The following is an 18,279-nucleotide window of genomic DNA, read 5'->3' as shown; positions in this document are numbered from 1 at the left end:
AGATGCAAAGTAATTTTAACAATATTGAGGCTAAATTAGAGGCATTCGTAAGACGGTTTTACATTAACGAATTGTTTAAAGGAACAATTTTGTTTATTGCGTTTGGGTTGTTGTATTTTTTAGTTACCATTTTTATTGAGCATGTTTTATGGCTTAATACCTTGGCGAGAACTGTTTTATTTTGGTTATTCGTAGGGGTTGAGTTAGGGTTGCTTGTTAAATTCATTTTTATTCCATTAGCAAAATTATTTAAGCTTCAGCAAGGAATTAATCACGAGCAGGCATCTAAGATTATTGGAAACCATTTTCCTGAAGTAGGCGATAAGTTATTGAATGTTTTACAACTTCATAAGAATCCGTTACAAACAGAATTATTGATGGCAAGTATAGAACAGAAATCTGTTCAATTAAGTCCCATTCCATTTAAACTGGCAATTAATTTTAAAGGGAATATTAAGTATGTAAAATATGCTGTGATACCTGTTATCATACTTTTGGTAAGTTTTTTATTTGGAAATGGTACTTGGTTAAATTCAAGTTTAGAACGCGTTGTGCATTATAAAACAGCTTATGAGCCACCAGCACCGTTTCAGTTTTTTGTTGTGAATTCAAATTTGAAAGCCATCGAAAACCAAGATTTTAAATTACTAATTAAAACGGCTGGGGAGATAATTCCAGAAAACGCTCAAATCGTTTATAACGACGAAGTTTATTTTTTAAAACAAACAGGGTTGGGTGAATTCGAATTTATCTTTTCACAACCTAAAGAGGATATCGAGTTTGAATTAATGGCTAATAATGTTACCTCGAAACCGTATACTTTACAGATAATTTCAGTGCCGACGCTGGTAAGTTTCGAAATGGTTTTAGATTATCCAGCTTACACTAAAAATAAACGAACCATTTTAAAAAGTACTGGTAATGCCATGGTGCCAGAAGGCACTAAGATTACTTGGTTACTAACAACCAAATCTACGGAAAGTGTGCAATTATATGCTAAGGATACAGTGGCGTTTGCTGGTGGTAATTCTGGAAAGTTCAATGTTTCGAAACGCGTATTTAATAATTTCAACTATGCTATAAGTACCAGTAATAGTAACCTAAAAGATTATGAAAATCTAGCTTTTACTATTGATGTGGTAAAGGATGAATTTCCTGTGATTGATGTTAAAATGAAAAAGGATAGTTTAGATTTACAAACACTTTACTTTCATGGCACACTAAGCGATGATTATGGTTTTAATAAATTAGAGCTTGTTTACTATCCAAGTGATAATGAATCTTCAAAGAAAAGTGTTACTATTCCGGTATCAAATTCAAATGTTTCAGATTTTATAACGGCTTTTCCTAATAATTTAAATATTGAGGCAGGTATTCCCTATCAATTGTACTTCCAAGTATATGATAATGATGAAGTTAACAAGTATAAAAGTGTAAAAAGTAATACCTTTAGTTATAGAAAACGCACGAAAGAAGAAGAAGTAACAAAACAGCTGAATGCTCAGAGTCAATCAATAAAAGATTTGAATAAATCTTTAGGAAAATTTGATGAACAGGAAAAGCAATTAGAAGAATTATCAAAAACACAAAAGGAAAAACCACGTTTAAATTTTAATGATAAAAAGAAGCTCGAATCATTTTTAAAACGTCAGGAACAGCAAGATGAGTTAATGAAGAATTTCAATAAAAAGTTGAAAGATAATCTCGAAGATTTTTTAAAAGAGAATAAAGAAGAAGATAGGTTTGCTGAAGATTTAAAAGAACGATTAAAAGAGAATGAAGAACAACTAAAAAAGGATGAAAAGCTTTTAGAGGAATTGCAAAAAGTTCAAGATAAAATTAACAAGGAAGAACTAGCTCAGAAATTACAAGAATTAGGAAAACAGAACAAAAACAAAAAACGAAGTCTTGAACAATTGTTAGAGTTAACGAAGCGGTTTTATGTTGAAAAGAAACTCGATAAGCTAAAAGATGATTTAGAAAATCTTGCCAAAGATCAAGAAAAATTAGCAAACGTACCTGAAGAAAAAAACACGAAAGAGGAACAGGATGCACTTAATAAAGCTTTTGATGATTTTAAAAAACAATTAGAAGAATTAAAGAAAGAAGGAGCCGCTTTAAAAAAACCTATCGATATTCCTCAAGATAAGTTAGAGGAAATTGAGATTAAAAAAGAGCAACAAAATGCTTCTGATGAATTGATTAAAAAAGAGAAAAGTCAAGATACAGATAAAAGTCAAAATTTAAAAAATGCACAAAAAAGTCAAAAAGCGGCGGCTCAAAAAATGAAGAAAATGAGTCAGCAAATGCAGAGTATGATGCAGGCTGGAAGCGGCGAGCAGATGGAAGAAGATGTGTATATGTTAAGACAAATTCTGGATAATATTTTGGTATTCTCTTTCGACCAAGAAAAGCTGATGAATCAGTTTAAATCAGTTGAAGAAAATCATAACAAATTTGCTAGTTATTTAAAAAAACAAAATAGTTTAAAAGAACATTTTGAACATGTAGACGATAGTTTGTTTGCGTTATCGCTTCGTCAACCAAAGTTATCAGAAGAGGTTAATAAACAAATCACCGAGGTGTATTATAATATTGATAAGGCACTCGAATTATTTTCAGACAGTCGCGTTTTTCAAGGGATTTCCAATCAGCAATTCACCATAACAGCAGCAAATAATTTAACGGATTTCTTAAGTGATGTGTTAGATAATATGCAGGAAAATTTAAGTATGTCTGCTGGAAAAGGTGGTAATGGAGATATGCAATTGCCAGATATAATTATGAGTCAGGAAGAACTTAATAAGATGATGGAAGAAGGTTTAAAGAAAGGTGAATCTGGAAAACCTAAGCAAGAGAATGGCAAACAAAGTGGTGAAAACGGAAAGGAAGGCGAGGACGGGAAGCAAGGAAATAACAAAGGAAATGATGGTAAAGAAGGCGGAAATAAGGAAGGAACCCGCGAAGATTTAAATGGTTTGTTATATCAAATTTACCAACAACAACAAGAGTTGCGAAACGCATTGCAGGAACAAATGGCGAAGGAAGGTAAGAACGCCACAAGTAATTCTTTATTAAGAAGAATGGAAGAGATAGAATTAGATTTATTAAACAAAGGATTCACAAACCAAACGCTACAGAAAATGATGGATTTAAAACATCAATTATTAAAATTGGAGAAGGCAAGTTTTCAGCAAGGTGAAGATAATAAGCGTCAATCTAAAACAAATGATGTTGAGTACAATAGTAACTCCAATAGTCAAATACCAACGGCGAAGCAATATTTTAATACTACTGAAATATTAAACAGACAAACATTACCTTTGCGCCAAATTTATAAAATGAAAGTACAAGAGTATTTTAAGCAAAGCAATGATTAGTTTTAATTACGAAACAGAGTTTTCGCTGGATAACGAATCGGTATTAGAGGCGTGGATTAGCGGAGTTATTAAGGAAGAAGGCTGCGAATTAGAAGAGGTGAATTACATCTTTTGTGATGATGCATATTTGCATAAACTGAATGTGGAGTTCCTAAATCATGACACTTTAACCGATATAATTAGCTTTGATTACTCGGTCGGAAAAAGTATACAGGGGGATATTTATATATCTATTGAAAGAGTGATAGATAACGCTGCAGATTTCGGGGTTATGGTACACGAAGAATTGCATCGGGTTATGGTGCATGGCATTCTACATTATTGTGGGTACAAGGATAAATCTAAAAAAGAGGCAGCCTTAATGCGAAGCAAAGAAAACCACTACTTAGCGCAACTTGCCTGATTAAAAGATTTCAGTGTATATTTGCATATTCAAAATTAAAAATCAAACTATGTTCCACGTGGAACAATACAAAATATAAGTTATGTTTAATGATGTTTACGATGTTATTGTAGTTGGTGCAGGACATGCAGGAAGTGAAGCTGCTGCTGCTGCTGCCAACATGGGGAGTAAGACATTGCTTGTTACAATGAATCTACAAAATATTGCACAAATGTCTTGTAATCCTGCTATGGGCGGAATTGCTAAAGGGCAAATTGTACGAGAAATTGATGCGCTTGGAGGCTATTCGGGTATCGTTTCAGACACCTCTGCGATACAATTTAAGATGCTCAATAAATCTAAAGGACCTGCTATGTGGAGTCCGAGAGTTCAAAGTGATCGCATGCGTTTTGCTGAAGATTGGAGATTAATGCTAGAAGGCACGCCGAATTTAGATTTTTATCAGGAAATGGTTTCGGGATTACTCATCGAAAACCATAAGGTAGTTGGTGTAAAAACATCCCTTGGTGTTGAGATAAGAGCAAAGTCCGTTGTATTAACAAACGGTACTTTTTTGAATGGATTAATTCATATTGGTGATAAAAATTTTGGGGGAGGAAGAGCTGGCGAAAAAGCAGCTACAGGTATCACAGAGCAGTTGGTTGATTTAGGTTTTGATTCAGGACGTATGAAAACTGGAACACCGCCTCGTGTGGATGGACGCTCGTTAGATTATTCAAAAATGATTGAACAACCTGGTGATGAAAATCCGGAAAAATTCTCTTATTTAGATATAACAAAACCATTGCAAAATCAGCGTTCTTGTTATATGACTTATACGAGTGAAGTAGTGCATGATTTACTTCGAACAGGGTTCGATAGGTCGCCTATGTTTAATGGTAGAATTAAAAGTTTAGGACCTCGTTATTGTCCATCGATCGAAGATAAGATTAATCGTTTTGCTGATAAAGACAGACATCAGTTATTTGTAGAGCCAGAAGGCTGGAATACCTGTGAGGTTTATGTAAATGGGTTTTCGACATCTCTTCCGGAAGACGTTCAGTTCAAAGCTTTGCGTTCGGTAGTAGGTTTCGAGAATGTAAAATTCTTTAGACCGGGTTATGCAATTGAGTACGATTATTTCCCGCCTACGCAATTAAAACATACTTTAGAAACTAAGCTTATAGAGGGTTTGTATTTTGCTGGACAAATTAATGGAACGACCGGATATGAAGAAGCGGCGTCACAAGGTTTGATGGCTGGAATAAATGCGAGTTTAAAAGTTCAAGAAAAAGACCCGTTTACACTTAAGAGAGACGAAGCTTATATTGGTGTTTTAATTGACGATTTAATTACTAAAGGGACCGAAGAACCTTATCGCATGTTTACCTCGAGAGCGGAATACAGAACCTTATTACGACAGGATAATGCTGATTTACGATTAACGCCTAAAGGATACGAAATAGGATTAGCGAGTGAAAAGCGTTTGCGTAGAATGGAGGAGAAGCATGAAGCGGCAGAAAAGTTTGTTCAGTTTTTTGCTGAAACAAGTGTAAAGCCTGAAGATGCAAATCCGGTTTTAGAATCTAGAGATTCGTCATTAATTAGACAATCGGATAAGATGTTTAAAATATTTTCCAGACCAAATATTGGTATAGAAGATATGCGAAAATTTGAAGCAGTTGAAACTTATATCAAAGATAACGACTTGGATAATGAAGTCATTGAACAAGCCGAAATCCAGGTGAAGTATTCAGGATATATTTCAAAGGAAAAAAATAATGCGGATAAATTAAGCAGACTAGAGTATGTAAAAATACCTGCTAATTTTGATTACTCTCAGATAAAGTCGATGAGTTTTGAAGCGCGAGAAAAACTAAAAAAAATACAACCTACTACGGTTTCGCAGGCATCAAGAATTAGCGGTGTATCACCAAATGATATATCGGTGCTTCTGGTATATATGGGTCGATAGTTGGAGTAAAAAAATATACGTTCCACGTGGAACACATAAATTTCTATCAATAATAGTTTCGTATCTGTGGTTAAAGAAAAATCAAAAACGCCGTTATTAAAAGTAAAAGATCATTCCGTTTCTGGAGAAATGTTTCAATTAATCGAGAATACAGAATATGGCTTTTTGGAAACCTTCCCAAAACCAGCCGCACAAGATTTACCTAATTATTACGAAAGCGAAGATTATATTTCGCATACCGATGCTAAACGAAATCTATTTGAAAAAGTTTATCACCTAGTTCGTAAAATTTCATTAAAGAAAAAATTAAAATTAATAGAAAGTTGTCACGCAGAATCTAAAACACTTTTAGATGTTGGTTGTGGCACTGGCGATTTTATTCAAGTAGCAAAACAAAATAATTGGAAGGTTACAGGAGTTGAACCCAATGAGCAGGCCCGAAGTATTGCGAACAAAAAAAATAAGGATTCGGTTTTTGATGTCGATCAGTTAGTAAAGTTGCAGCCCCAAAGTTTTGATGTTGTTACACTTTGGCATGTATTGGAACATTTACCAAATCTTGAAGAAGATATGGCAACGTTTAAAAAACTATTAAAACCTACCGGCACTTTAATTATTGCGGTTCCAAATTATAAAAGTTACGATGCGCAATATTATAAAGAATTTTGGGCGGCATATGATGTTCCTAGACACCTTTGGCATTTTAATAAAGCATCCATGTCTAAACTAGTAAACAAAGTTTCATTAGAACTCGTAAAAATAAAACCAATGTATTTTGATGCGTTTTATGTGAGTTTGCTTTCTGAAAAATATAAACATGGAAAAATGAAATTTTTCAATGCAATTCGCGTCGCTACCCTTTCAAATTTGTTTTCTGTTAAAACAAAACAAGTTTCTTCGTTAATTTATGTCATAAAAGCGACTAAAAACTAATTTGAGGCGATTTAAAGCCTTTTTAGGTGTGCAAACAACCAAACTACCGCCTAATTTTTTAAAATGCGTCAAAAAGCTTGTTATAAAGTCATTTTTAATAGTATTTAATTATAACAAACTGTTTTCAAAATAGAAATATGTTATATATTAAAATCCAAGAGTTTTCAACACGAAATATACTTTACTTTACTACTTTTGTCGGAATCATAAATAATTAAATAATGAAAAATATATTTTACGTAGCTGCATTCATGTTAGTGCTATCGTCATGCCAACAACAAGCAAAAATTGGATTTGTAAATAACGGAACGGTTATTAACGATTATCAAGAAAAGAAAGATCTTGAAACAAAATATCAAGGTATCGAAGAAGCTTTTAGAAAAAGAGCTGATAGTGTTGGTAAAGCGTTTCAGTTAGAAGTTCAAGAAACTCAACTAACGGCTCAAAAATCGTCGCAAGCAAAAGCGCAAGAATTAATGGGTGGATTACAGCAAAAACAACAAGTGCTTCAACAAAGAATGCAAATGGAGCAACAAAAATTACAACAAGATTTTCAAGTTGAAATTGATTCTGTAATTAGTAAAGTTAAAAAACACGTAAAAGATTACGGTAAAAAGAATGGGTATACTTATATCTTAGGTACTAGTGATGCTGCTGCAACTGTAATGTATGGTGCTGAAGAAAACGATTTAACAAAAACTATTTTAGAAGAATTAAATAAGGAGTATAAAAAATAGTTAAATAACTGATAATCAATACGAAAGCCTCTTTAAACACCTGTTTAAAGAGGCTTTTTTTAGCAATAAAACGAAAGCGCTTTGGGTATAAGACTAAGCTCTATAGCGCCCGCTCCTACAAGTTCACCGTCGGCTTCTACTAAAAGACATGCATCTGGTTCTACATAAATTTTTAACGATGTTGTTTTTAGGTGTTGTACCTGTTTTACTGTATATATCTTACCGTTAAAAAGCTTTGGTAGATGTTTTAGTATCTCGAATTTGCTTAAATTTTCTACAATGCTAACATCAAATAAACCATCAACCGGATTCGGATGATGTGTAAGTTGCATGCCTCCTCCGGAATATTTACATAAACCTATAAGAATCATTAAAGTTTTTCCACTTATTTCTTCAGAATTAATTATGACTTTAGAATTGAAATTCTTAAATGAAAACAGACCAATAACAGCCGCCAGCAAGTAGGCTATGGCACCTAGATTTTTATGTTTAGAAACCTTGCTAACAACATAGGCATCAAACCCTATTCCTGCTAAATTATTAAAGTAAACAGGAGGGAGCTCGCTATTTAAAAACTCAATTTTTCCTATATCCTGTTGTGAACATTGCTCTTTTTTAATTAGTTGAATAGCACGTTCTATATCTCTTGGAATCTGGTGTGTTTTAACCCAATCATTACCAGTACCTATCGGAATAACGCCCACTTTAATGTTTGCAAAAGGCACATCTGTTTGCGTCATAATACCATTTACAATGCCGTGTAAAGTACCATCGCCACCAACACTAATGAATCTGGAAAAATTATGTTTAATATATTGATTAACAAGTAATTGTGCGTGACCAGGGTATTCTGTAAACGCGTATTTAAAATGGAACCCATGTTGCACTAATAAGCGTTTAATAGTGGGCCATTTTTTCTTTGCGCGACCATTACCCGACGTTGGATTAATAATAACAAACCACACATCGGCGCTTGCACTCATTATTCAGACTTTTTATGTAACAGGCGGGTTAACTTAATAGATAAGTCGGTAAGAATAATTTTAGAATTTCCGTTGCGTTCTATATGATAAACAGCATCTTGTAGCTCTTCGCTAATTTCTAAAATGTTATTATTATGCACAAATGGTGCAAAGTTTTCCAGTTTAAAAGTAGAAGTTTTAGGTTCTAAATACACTAAATCTGTCGCGTTATAATTAAGCAACATGGCTTGCCTAAAAAAGTCTAAGCAAAACAATAAAAATTGCTTTTGTGTTTCACGACCCGTTTTAGCAATATCATCGCTCCATGAGATGAGATCATGAATGGCAGCTTTGTTTCCTTTTGCTTTAAAAGCACTACGAATCCAGAAAACAAACCATTCTTCAAACTGTAAATCTTCAGAATCATGATACACCAAATCGCAGGCCTTGTTATAATTACCATTTGCTTGATGCGCTATTTTTGTAGCTACCGCCAAATCTAAACTGTAATTTTTAATCAAGGCGTCTTTAATTACATTTTCAGCTAATGGCGGAAAATGCAACACCTGGCAGCGCGATCTTATCGTATTTATTATTTGCTCTTCATCTTCCGTAATAAGAATAAAAACGGTTTTATTCGGTGGCTCTTCAATAAGTTTTAGAAGTTTATTGGCACAGGCAGTATTCATTTTATCGGCCATCCAAATAAGCATCACTTTATAACCACCTTCGTACGATTTTAGCGCTAAAGCTTTTACAATATCTTGTGCCTCATCAACACCAATTTGCCCCTGTTTATTATCAACTCCTAAAAGTTTATACCAGTCAAACAAATTACCATAAGGCTGTTCCTTAATTAGTTGGCGCCATTCTTCTAAGTAATGACTCGAAACGGGATGACTTTTAGCCTTATCGCTGGTAGTTACTGGAAAAGCAAAATGCAAATCGGGGTGAGAAATGTTGTTAAACTTTAAATTACAGGCTTCATTACCATTGGTATTCTCGCCATTTGTGTTGCCACACAGCAAATATTGAGCATAAGCAATTGCCATGGGTAAGGTACCACAGCCCTCGGCACCAACAAATAATTGCGCGTGCGGAACTCTACCATTTTCAACACTTTGTGTTAAATGATTTTTAATATGTTCTTGTCCTAAAACTTCCGAGAATAGCATGAAACAAACCTACACAATTTTTGTTAGATGGTAAAACCTAAATTAGCAATAGGGCGTTACCTTTATCCTGAAATAAGTTCAGAATAAAGGTCGGGCTTTCCGTTGTATCTTTTTTGCTTTTAATGGCAAAAAAGGATGCCACTTCAATCCCTAACGCAAAAAACATGAAACATTGTTAATTTATTTTCAAGCTACATCGTTTTCGTTTAAAAACAGGTTTTGTAGCTATTTTTAATTAGTTACTTTTGTATATCAAATACTTAAAAAAATAAAATAGATATAAATGAAAACGCTTAACGATTTTAATTTCAAAAACAAAAAAGCATTAATTCGTGTAGACTTTAATGTGCCTTTAGATGAAAATTTTGTAGTAACAGACGATACCAGAATTGTATCTGCAAAACCAACTATTATTAAAATATTAGAAGATGGTGGAAGCTGTATTTTAATGTCTCACTTAGGGCGTCCAAAAGGCTTTCAAGATCAATTTTCATTACAACATATTGTAAAGAAAGTAGAAGATATCTTAGGCGTTGAAGTAACATTTGTGCCTGATTGTATTGGTGAAAAGGCTGAAACTGCTGCTGCAAACCTAAAACCAGGTCAAGTATTATTATTAGAAAACTTGCGTTTTTATAAAGAAGAAGAAGCTGGAGATAAAGGATTTGCTGAAAAACTTGCCAAATTAGGCGATGTTTATGTAAATGATGCGTTTGGTACAGCACACAGAGCACACGCTTCTACTACAATTGTGGCGCAATTTTTTCCACAAAGTAAATGTTTTGGGTATTTATTAGCTCAAGAAATTGAAAGTATCGATAAAGTATTAAAAACTGGCGAAAAACCGGTTTTAGCAGTTTTAGGTGGTGCAAAAGTATCTTCAAAAATTACTATTATCGAAAATATTTTAGATGCTGTAGATCATTTAATTATTGGAGGCGGCATGTCGTTTACATTCATTAAAGCTCAAGGTGGTAAAATAGGGGATTCTATTTGTGAAGACGATAAACAAGAATTGGCTTTAGAGATTTTGAAAAAAGCCAAAGCTAAAAATGTACAAGTACATATTCCTGTAGATGTTATCGCTGCCGATGCGTTTAGTAACGATGCCAACACACAAGTAGTTGATATAGATAAAATTCCTGATGGATGGCAAGGTGTTGATGCAGGGCCAAAAACGATTAAAATCTTTAACGATGTTGTAATGCAGTGTAAAACCATCCTTTGGAATGGGCCTTTAGGCGTTTTCGAAATGGAAAGTTTTGCAAATGGAACTATTGCCTTGGGTAATTCTATTGCTGAAGCTACTAAAAATGGAACTTTCTCATTAGTTGGAGGAGGCGATTCTGTTGCTGCTGTTAAGCAATTTGGTTTCGAAGATAAAGTAAGTTATGTAAGTACTGGTGGTGGAGCAATGCTTGAAAGTTTAGAAGGTATTGTATTACCAGGAATTGCTGCAATTTTAGAATAAAACCAGTTTTTGGTTTATATTTTATAAGCCACAAATACACGAATGCCTTTTTAAGCTTTGTGTATTTGCGGCTTTTTTTTGTTAAATAAAAATTAAAAAAACCGACAAATAGGAGCATTTATCGTTTTTATAATAAGTAAAAACTTACAAAAAGGAAATAAAGTTTTTATTTTAGCGTAAAAAATACGATTTTAGCCAGAATATCGTTGAGTAACCAAACGAATTGATTTTATGGCTTTTAGAATTTTTACAATACTTGTTTTTTTAAATTTTTCATGGTGCATTGGGCAATCGCCTAAAAGCACTAAAACCGAATCACGTATTGACGGCAAACAGCAAACGGCAAAAACCATTCAAAATCAAAAAGATAGTCTTTTAGTAGAACGGGTAGATGATAATGTTTTTGCGGCAGATTTCGACGAAAAATGGTTAGAAGAATTATACAGTAATTCACTTTACGATACTATTTATAATTCCATTACCGAGCTTACCTACGAAGAGGTTGATTATCCCGAATTATCTACAGAGTTATTAAAATCCAGATTATCCGATTTAAGCGCCAAAACGCCATTTAACGTAGAGTACAACCCAGGCTTAGAAAGTGTAATAAAATCATATTTAAAACATAGACGAGGCTCTTTGCAAAAACTGATTCATTTAAGCGGTTTTTACTTTCCAATGTTTGAACGTGAACTAGATAATTACGATCTTCCTCTTGAAATAAAATATTTAGCTATTGTAGAATCTGCATTAAAACCAAGAGCAAAATCGAGGGTTGGAGCAACCGGATTATGGCAGTTTATGTATGCAACAGGTAAAATGTATGGCTTAAATGTGAGCAGTTATGTAGACGAACGTAGCGATCCCATTAAATCTACCGAAGCTGCGGCGAAATATTTATCTAAACTTTACGAAATTTTTGGCGATTGGGATTTAGCCCTAGCAGCCTATAATTCCGGACCTGGAAATGTAACAAAAGCCATTCGTCGCTCTGGAGGTTACCAGAACTATTGGAATATTAGAAACCATTTACCACGTGAAACAGCGGGTTATTTACCAGCGTTTTTAGCAACCATGTATATTTTTGAATATGCCGAAGAACATGGTTTTACAAAACCTAAACCCGAGGTTGCACTCTTTGAAACAGACACTATTCGCGTTAAACAGATGATTACCCTCGATCAGGTTTCTGAAGTTACTGGGGTAGAAATTGAAGAACTTCAGTTTTTAAATCCTTCTTATAAACTTGATGTGGTTCCTTTTATAAAAGGCGAAAATTACGTACTGCGATTACCAAGAACGGTTATTGGCGATTTTGTAACCAACGAAGAACAAATTTATGCCTTTGCTAAAGAAGAGTTTGACAAGCGCGAAAAACCAATGCCTCAGTTCTTCGAAGCCGATACTAAAATAACATATCGCGTGAAGTCGGGCGATTTTTTAGGACTAATCGCTAGAAAATATGCAGTAAGAGTCAGTCAAATAAAACAATGGAATGGTTTACGAAGCAATAATTTAAGAATCGGTCAGCGTCTCACCATTTATCCACGAAACGCTTCATCATCTTCGGTAACTAGCAGTAAAACAGCTTCTTCAAAGTCTACTGCTGGTAGCACAACAACATATACCGTAAAGAGTGGCGACTCATTGTGGACCATCGCACAAAAATTTCCTGGAGTTTCTGTTCAAAATATTAAAGATTGGAACGGTATTAGTGGTACAAAACTAAAACCGGGAATGAAACTTAAAATTTCTAAAGGCTAGTTTCCTTAAACCTAACTTAAATTATGCAAAAAAATCTTTTTTTAATCTTTACACTCATTCTGCTAGCATCGTGTAAAGATAAAGTATCTAATAAGGAGATATTATTAGATTCATCAGGTAATATTAATCATGTATCCGTGGTTATTGATAACGAATGGTGGGATGGAAGCGTTGGCGAAGCAATTAGAGGTGTGCTAGCGGCTCCAATTTACGGATTGCCACAAGACGAGCCTTTATTTACTATTAATCAAATTCCTCCATCTGTTTTCTCGGGTTTTGTTACTAAAAACAGAACGATCTTAAAAATTGAAGAAAGCAATAATTCTGGAATAACAATTTTAGAAAATGTGTATGCGCAACCACAAAAGGTAGTTGTAATTTCAGGGAAATCTAAGCAAGAAATTATTGATGGAATAAACGAAAATGCATCAAAAATTGTAGACATTTTTAGAAATGAGGAACTTGCAGAAAGACAGCGACAAATGAATAAGTCGCCTCATAAATATAAATCAATCGAAAATAAATTAAATTTAACCATTCAGTTTCCGTCAGCATATAAAATTGCCATAGAGTCTGATAATTTTTTCTGGATTCGAAAAGATATTACCACAGGAACTACCAATTTAATGATTTTTGATGTGCCTTATAACGCCATTAAGCGAAACGATAGTCTGATAAGTCAAATAGTTAAGCTAAGAGATTCTATTGGTAAAGTTTATATCAAAGGGCGTCAAGATGGCGAGATGACAGCGGATGGTAAAAAAATTGAATCTTACATGATCACAGAAGATGCCTATGCGCCATTTCTTCGTGAAACAATTTTAGACAATAAGCCAACGTTAGAATCTAAAGGTATTTGGGATTTAAAGGCTGATTTTATGGGTGGGCCATTTATAAATTACGCTATCGACGATAAAATAAACAAACGATGGGTAATTGTTGAAGGTTTTGCATTTGCCCCTTCTGTAGAAAAGCGCGATTACATGCTAGAATTAGAGGCTATCATTAAAACAGTTAAAATAAAGTAGTTAGGAATTACCTATAAACAAAAAGACCAACTCGTAAAAGTTGGTCTTTTTGTTTATATACAATGGAGGATTTAATCTTTTTTATCGTCCTTTTTGTCATCTTCTCTACTAGCATCCTTAAATTCTTTAATACCACTGCCTAATCCTCTCATTAATTCTGGAATTTTTTTACCTCCAAATAATAATAAAACAACTACAACAATTAGCACTATTTGCATTGGGCCAATAGCTCCGAAAAATATACCTAGTGAAATCATAATTATTTAATTTAATGATGCAAAGTTAATAATTAAAGTTTAATAAAATCGTTTTAGTTGTAACTTTAGCATGTACCTAACTCTACATGCAATTATTTTGTTTAATTTTGTCTGATATATGAGCGATAAAAAAGGCCAACAGAAAAAAATACGAAAAAAACTACTCGATAAGTATCGATTAGTGATTCTTAACGAAGACACTTTTGAAGAACGTATTTCTATACGATTAAATAGGCTAAATGTTTTTGTATTAGGCTCTTTATCGGCCATTTTTTTAATTGCAGGAACCACTATTTTAATAGCTTTCACCTCGTTACGAGAGTATATTCCAGGGTATTCGTCTACCGCACTCAAAAAGAAAGCAACCGAGTTAAATTACAAGACCGATTCGTTACAGCAAGTTATAGTAATGAATGAGCGCTATTATGCATCAATAAAAAAGGTGCTTCAAGGCGAAGTATCTAGTTTAGATTTTGATAAAGATTCTATAATTAAGGCGGTGAAGTTAGAGGCAAGTGAAGTAGACTTAAGACCTTCACCTGAAGATATACAATTACGAGAAAAAGTAAACAAAGAAGATAAATATAACCTATTTGAATCGGCGACATCAGCTTCAAACTTTGTGTTATTTCCGCCTGTAAAGGGGACCATTAGCGAACCTTACAACGTAAAGGAAAAACATTATGCAGTTGATATTGTAGTTCCAAAAGATACCCCAATTAAAGCAACCGCCGATGGGGTAGTTATTTTTGCTGAATGGACGGTAAGTACAGGGTATGTAATTATACTCGAGCATAGTTATGGTTTAATATCGGTTTATAAGCATAACGCTACATTAACCAAATCGCAAGGTGCTTTGGTAAAGGCTGGAGAAGTGATTGCAACGTCCGGAAATACAGGAGAATTATCGTCCGGACCACATTTACATTTCGAACTTTGGAATGATGGATATCCCATAAACCCAACTAATTTTATAGATTTTAAATAATGATTTCAATAAAATCGGCTTTAGCAAGACCATTTGCGAAACGTGTGTATAAAAATATCCAGAAATGGGCAAAAAATCCGCTTGAAACCCAAGAAAAAGTCTTTCAAGAATTAATTTCAGAAGCAACCCAAACCCAATTTGGTAAAGACCATGATTTTATTAGTATAAATAGTCATAAAGATTTTGTTAAACGGGTTCCTGTTAGAGATTATGAAGATTTAAAGCCTTACGTAGAACGTGTCGTTGCAGGCGAAGAAGATGTACTTTGGAAAGGAAAGCCTATTTATTTTGCTAAAACCTCGGGTACCACATCAGGGTCTAAATACATTCCAATCACTAAAGAAAGTATGCCATTTCATGTGCAGTCGGCCAGAAATGCTATTTTAATGTACATACACGAAACGGGAAACACCAAATTTGTTGATGGTAAAATGATTTTTCTTCAGGGAAGCCCTATTCTCAAAGAGCAAAACGGCATACAGTTAGGGAGACTTTCGGGCATTGTAGCGCATTATGTACCAAAATATCTTCAAAAAAACAGATTGCCTTCTTGGGAAACGAATTGTATAGACGACTGGGAAACTAAGGTTGATGCGATTGTAGAAGAAACGCTTCCGCAGAACATGACGATTATTTCTGGAATACCGTCGTGGGTACAGATGTATTTCGAAAAGTTGCAACAAAAGACAGGCAAAAAAGTAGGAGATATTTTTAAAAATTTCAACCTGTTTATTTTTGGAGGTGTTAATTACGAACCTTACCGAGCCAAATTCGAAAATTTAATAGGTAGAAAAGTAGATAGTATCGAGCTGTATCCAGCCAGCGAAGGTTTTTTTGCATATCAAGATAAACAGCATGAAAAAGGCATGCTGCTTCAGCTAAATTCAGGTATTTTTTACGAGTTTATTAAAGCAGACGAATTTTTTAATGAGAACCCAAAACGTATTACTATTAAAGATGTTGAGGTTGGGGTTAATTACGTAATGATTATTTCAACAAACGCAGGGCTTTGGGCCTACAATATTGGCGATACTGTACAATTCACGTCTACTAGTCCGTATCGTGTGATAGTTTCTGGCAGAATAAAGCATTTCATTTCGGCATTTGGCGAGCATGTTATTGGTAAAGAAGTGGAGCAGGCAATGCAAGAAGCTACTTTAAATTCGAACGTAAGAGTAACAGAATTTACCGTAGCGCCGCAAATTAATCCATCCATAGGATTACCGTATCATGAGTGGTTTATCGAATTCGAAAACGAACCAGAAAACCTTTTAGAATTGGCTAAAAAAATTGACGATTCACTTCAAAAGCAAAACAGTTATTATTTCGATTTAATACAGGGTAAAGTTTTGCAGCCACTTAAAATTACTAAGGTAAAAACTGGTGGATTTCAAGAATACATGAAATCTATTGGGAAGCTGGGAGGACAAAACAAGCTCCCGAGACTTTCGAACGATAGAAAAATTGTTGAAGAATTTTCGTAAGCGAATTAACTCAAATAATAGTATATTTGGCGATATAAATTTGAATATGAGTAATAAAAAATATCACGAAAGAACACGTGCTCAAGAAAGTTCGAATGCTATCGAACGAATGTATATTACCATGCGTCACTTGTTCAATAGAGGGTTTTATAAACCAATGGGTATTTCTGGCGAAACACTTCGGCAATCTTTATTGCTTTTAAGACCCGAAATTTATGGCTCTATTGGAGAAGAAAAGGCAGAATTAGAGGGCTTGCTATATGTAATTGATAGACTTCCTATTGGAATTGAAGAATGTACATTTATTAATTTAACCAGTGACGAAGGCTATTCTAACTCTCATTTTAAAGCGATAATTCCGGAAAAAAGACGTAGAAATTGCTATAGAATTGATGAGGAACAAATGAATATCGAGATTACTCGCGGACGTTCGGAAATCTACGATATATTAACACATATTACCTTTCTTTTTATAGAATCACATAAAATTAGTAATCGTGTTTTAATTGATGAAAGCGGGTCGACAACCAGAGATTGGAAAAAGCTTGAAGCAGCTGTATTAACCAAAGGAAAGCTTACACAAACAGAACGTGAAATTGCGATTACACATACAGCTAATATTTTGGGACGTACATTTAACGAATTAAGAACGGTTTATTCAGATTTTGCAATTCCATCGCAACCAGAACGATTACTTCACCTTGTGTATTGGTTAGGAAAATTAGCTATAGAAGAACAGGTTAATAACAATAAACGTACGGTTACATTTAGTCCGGTTTTAAGAGAGCGTTTAGGGCATCATATACATGGCGAAATTTGGGCAGATCAAATAAAAGATGTTCTATTTAAAAACAATTTATTAGAAAGACCAATTCATATTATAAGCGCAAACATGCATAGTGTTATGAATACACTTTATGCGCCATCAGCCTTAAAAACAGACACATTAAAAAAAGATATTTATAGTGTTTACGAGTCGCTAAGTAAGAAGGAGAATAACGATTTACGAAATAAAGTAACCAAAGAAGCGTTACAGAGCGGGATGATATATATTGAGGACAGCTCCGGAACTAAAATCGATGTTCAAATTTTTGATACTTGTAAATTAGATGTTTCAAAATTAGATATTCAGATTAATGAGTCTAAGTTAAAATCTGAAAAGCCGGTAATAGTTGTTATGGATTATGCTTTTGGTGAGCAAGCCTATGAAACTATTGATGAGTTGTTAAAACCCTACAAAGCCAAAGGAAAAAAAATTCTTTTAAATGTGGATTCTGTATCAATAATGGGGAAAGCAGGAATTTTAGAAGGTGGAAAAGGCGATATCATGATTCCTTCTGCTCATATTTTTGAAGGTACAGCAGATAATTATCCTTTTAAAAATGAACTTTCAAAAGCAGATTTAGAAGGTCAAGGCATTGATGTGTATGAAGGTGCTATGATTACCGTTTTAGGAACCTCGTTACAAAATAAAGACATTTTAAAGTTCTTTTTTAATTCCACATGGAGTGTTATCGGGTTAGAAATGGAAGGAGCCCATTATCAAAAGGCCATTCAAGCGGCCTCGAAAGTAAGAGGAAGTATTAGCCCTAATGTCAAAGTAAGATATGCGTATTACGCTAGTGATAACCCTTTAGAAACCGGAGCCACTTTAGCATCAGGAGGTCTGGGAACCACAGGTGTAAAACCAACCTATTTAATTACCAGAAAAATCATAGAACAAATATTTAACTAATCACACAA

The 18,279-nt window shown here is 34.1% G+C and carries 14 protein-coding genes; 11 read left to right on the top strand and 3 right to left on the bottom strand.

The genetic code is table 11. From position 1 onward, the window contains the following. The first annotated feature begins 2 nt into the window (after positions 1–2). The 5 genes from ACFQ0I_RS03190 to ACFQ0I_RS03170 all read left to right on the top strand — a co-directional run bounded on the left by ACFQ0I_RS03190 (position 3) and on the right by ACFQ0I_RS03170 (position 7,407). On the top strand, positions 3–3,380 hold the full coding sequence (locus ACFQ0I_RS03190; protein WP_379939270.1) for a hypothetical protein: 3,378 nt from the start codon (positions 3–5) through the stop codon (positions 3,378–3,380). Continuing rightward, positions 3,373–3,783 (top strand): rRNA maturation RNase YbeY, encoded by a 411-nt coding sequence (ybeY, locus tag ACFQ0I_RS03185; RefSeq protein ID WP_379939268.1) that lies wholly within the window; start codon positions 3,373–3,375, stop codon positions 3,781–3,783. Before ACFQ0I_RS03190 ends, ybeY begins: the two co-directional genes overlap by 8 nt. Before the next feature lie 82 nt (positions 3,784–3,865). After that, positions 3,866–5,737 carry a tRNA uridine-5-carboxymethylaminomethyl(34) synthesis enzyme MnmG gene (gene mnmG, locus ACFQ0I_RS03180; protein ID WP_379939266.1) on the top strand — a complete coding sequence of 624 codons (1,872 nt, stop codon included), beginning with the start codon at positions 3,866–3,868 and terminating at the stop codon, positions 5,735–5,737. A gap of 66 nt (positions 5,738–5,803) precedes the next feature. Next, the gene (locus tag ACFQ0I_RS03175) at positions 5,804–6,670 is read left to right on the top strand and encodes a class I SAM-dependent methyltransferase (protein WP_379939264.1); all 867 of its coding nucleotides are present in this window, start codon (positions 5,804–5,806) and stop codon (positions 6,668–6,670) included. A gap of 221 nt (positions 6,671–6,891) precedes the next feature. Continuing rightward, a complete protein-coding gene (locus ACFQ0I_RS03170) occupies positions 6,892–7,407 on the top strand; it encodes an OmpH family outer membrane protein (protein ID WP_379939263.1) in 516 nt (171 codons plus the stop codon). A gap of 59 nt (positions 7,408–7,466) precedes the next feature. On the opposite strand, the gene ACFQ0I_RS03165 is transcribed toward ACFQ0I_RS03170, so the two are convergent. Both ACFQ0I_RS03165 and ACFQ0I_RS03160 read right to left on the bottom strand, forming a co-directional pair. Then, on the bottom strand, positions 7,467–8,390 hold the full coding sequence (locus tag ACFQ0I_RS03165) for a diacylglycerol/lipid kinase family protein (protein ID WP_379939261.1): 924 nt from the start codon (positions 8,388–8,390) through the stop codon (positions 7,467–7,469). Then, complete coding sequence (locus ACFQ0I_RS03160; RefSeq protein ID WP_379939259.1) at positions 8,390–9,544, bottom strand: DNA polymerase III subunit; 1,155 nt, start codon at positions 9,542–9,544, stop codon at positions 8,390–8,392. Before ACFQ0I_RS03160 ends, ACFQ0I_RS03165 begins: the two co-directional genes overlap by 1 nt. Before the next feature lie 283 nt (positions 9,545–9,827). Here ACFQ0I_RS03160 and ACFQ0I_RS03155 point away from each other — a divergent pair, with 283 nt between their 5' ends. From ACFQ0I_RS03155 to ACFQ0I_RS03145, 3 genes are all read left to right on the top strand, one after another. Then, positions 9,828–11,015 (top strand): phosphoglycerate kinase, encoded by a 1,188-nt coding sequence (locus tag ACFQ0I_RS03155; RefSeq protein WP_379939257.1) that lies wholly within the window; start codon positions 9,828–9,830, stop codon positions 11,013–11,015. 231 nt (positions 11,016–11,246) lie between these two features. Then, positions 11,247–12,779, top strand: coding sequence for a lytic transglycosylase domain-containing protein (locus ACFQ0I_RS03150; protein ID WP_379939255.1), 1,533 nt, complete (start codon positions 11,247–11,249; stop codon positions 12,777–12,779). 23 nt (positions 12,780–12,802) lie between these two features. Then, positions 12,803–13,807: a DUF4837 family protein gene (locus tag ACFQ0I_RS03145; RefSeq protein WP_379939253.1), complete on the top strand. Its 1,005-nt coding sequence runs from the start codon at positions 12,803–12,805 to the stop codon at positions 13,805–13,807. Positions 13,808–13,878: 71 nt separating this feature from the next. Here the strand turns inward: ACFQ0I_RS03145 and tatA are convergent, their stop codons facing one another. After that, the gene (gene tatA / locus ACFQ0I_RS03140; RefSeq protein WP_379939251.1) at positions 13,879–14,064 is read right to left on the bottom strand and encodes a twin-arginine translocase TatA/TatE family subunit; all 186 of its coding nucleotides are present in this window, start codon (positions 14,062–14,064) and stop codon (positions 13,879–13,881) included. A gap of 118 nt (positions 14,065–14,182) precedes the next feature. Here tatA and ACFQ0I_RS03135 point away from each other — a divergent pair, with 118 nt between their 5' ends. From ACFQ0I_RS03135 to ACFQ0I_RS03125, 3 genes are read left to right on the top strand one after another with little or no spacing between them, the layout of a single operon-like run. Further along, positions 14,183–15,052 carry a M23 family metallopeptidase gene (locus tag ACFQ0I_RS03135; RefSeq protein ID WP_379939249.1) on the top strand — a complete coding sequence of 290 codons (870 nt, stop codon included), beginning with the start codon at positions 14,183–14,185 and terminating at the stop codon, positions 15,050–15,052. Further along, complete coding sequence (locus ACFQ0I_RS03130) at positions 15,052–16,536, top strand: GH3 auxin-responsive promoter family protein (protein WP_379939247.1); 1,485 nt, start codon at positions 15,052–15,054, stop codon at positions 16,534–16,536. The genes ACFQ0I_RS03135 and ACFQ0I_RS03130 overlap by 1 nt, the downstream gene beginning before the upstream one ends. Before the next feature lie 46 nt (positions 16,537–16,582). Beyond that, a complete protein-coding gene (locus ACFQ0I_RS03125; protein WP_379939245.1) occupies positions 16,583–18,271 on the top strand; it encodes a DUF6909 family protein in 1,689 nt (562 codons plus the stop codon). The last annotated feature ends 8 nt before the right edge of the window (positions 18,272–18,279 follow it).

Source organism: Mariniflexile aquimaris (assembly GCF_042676825.1).
Taxonomy (GTDB): domain Bacteria; phylum Bacteroidota; class Bacteroidia; order Flavobacteriales; family Flavobacteriaceae; genus Mariniflexile; species Mariniflexile aquimaris.
Note: the sequence above shows the minus strand (reverse complement) of the source record. Positions and strands in the feature narration are given on the sequence as shown.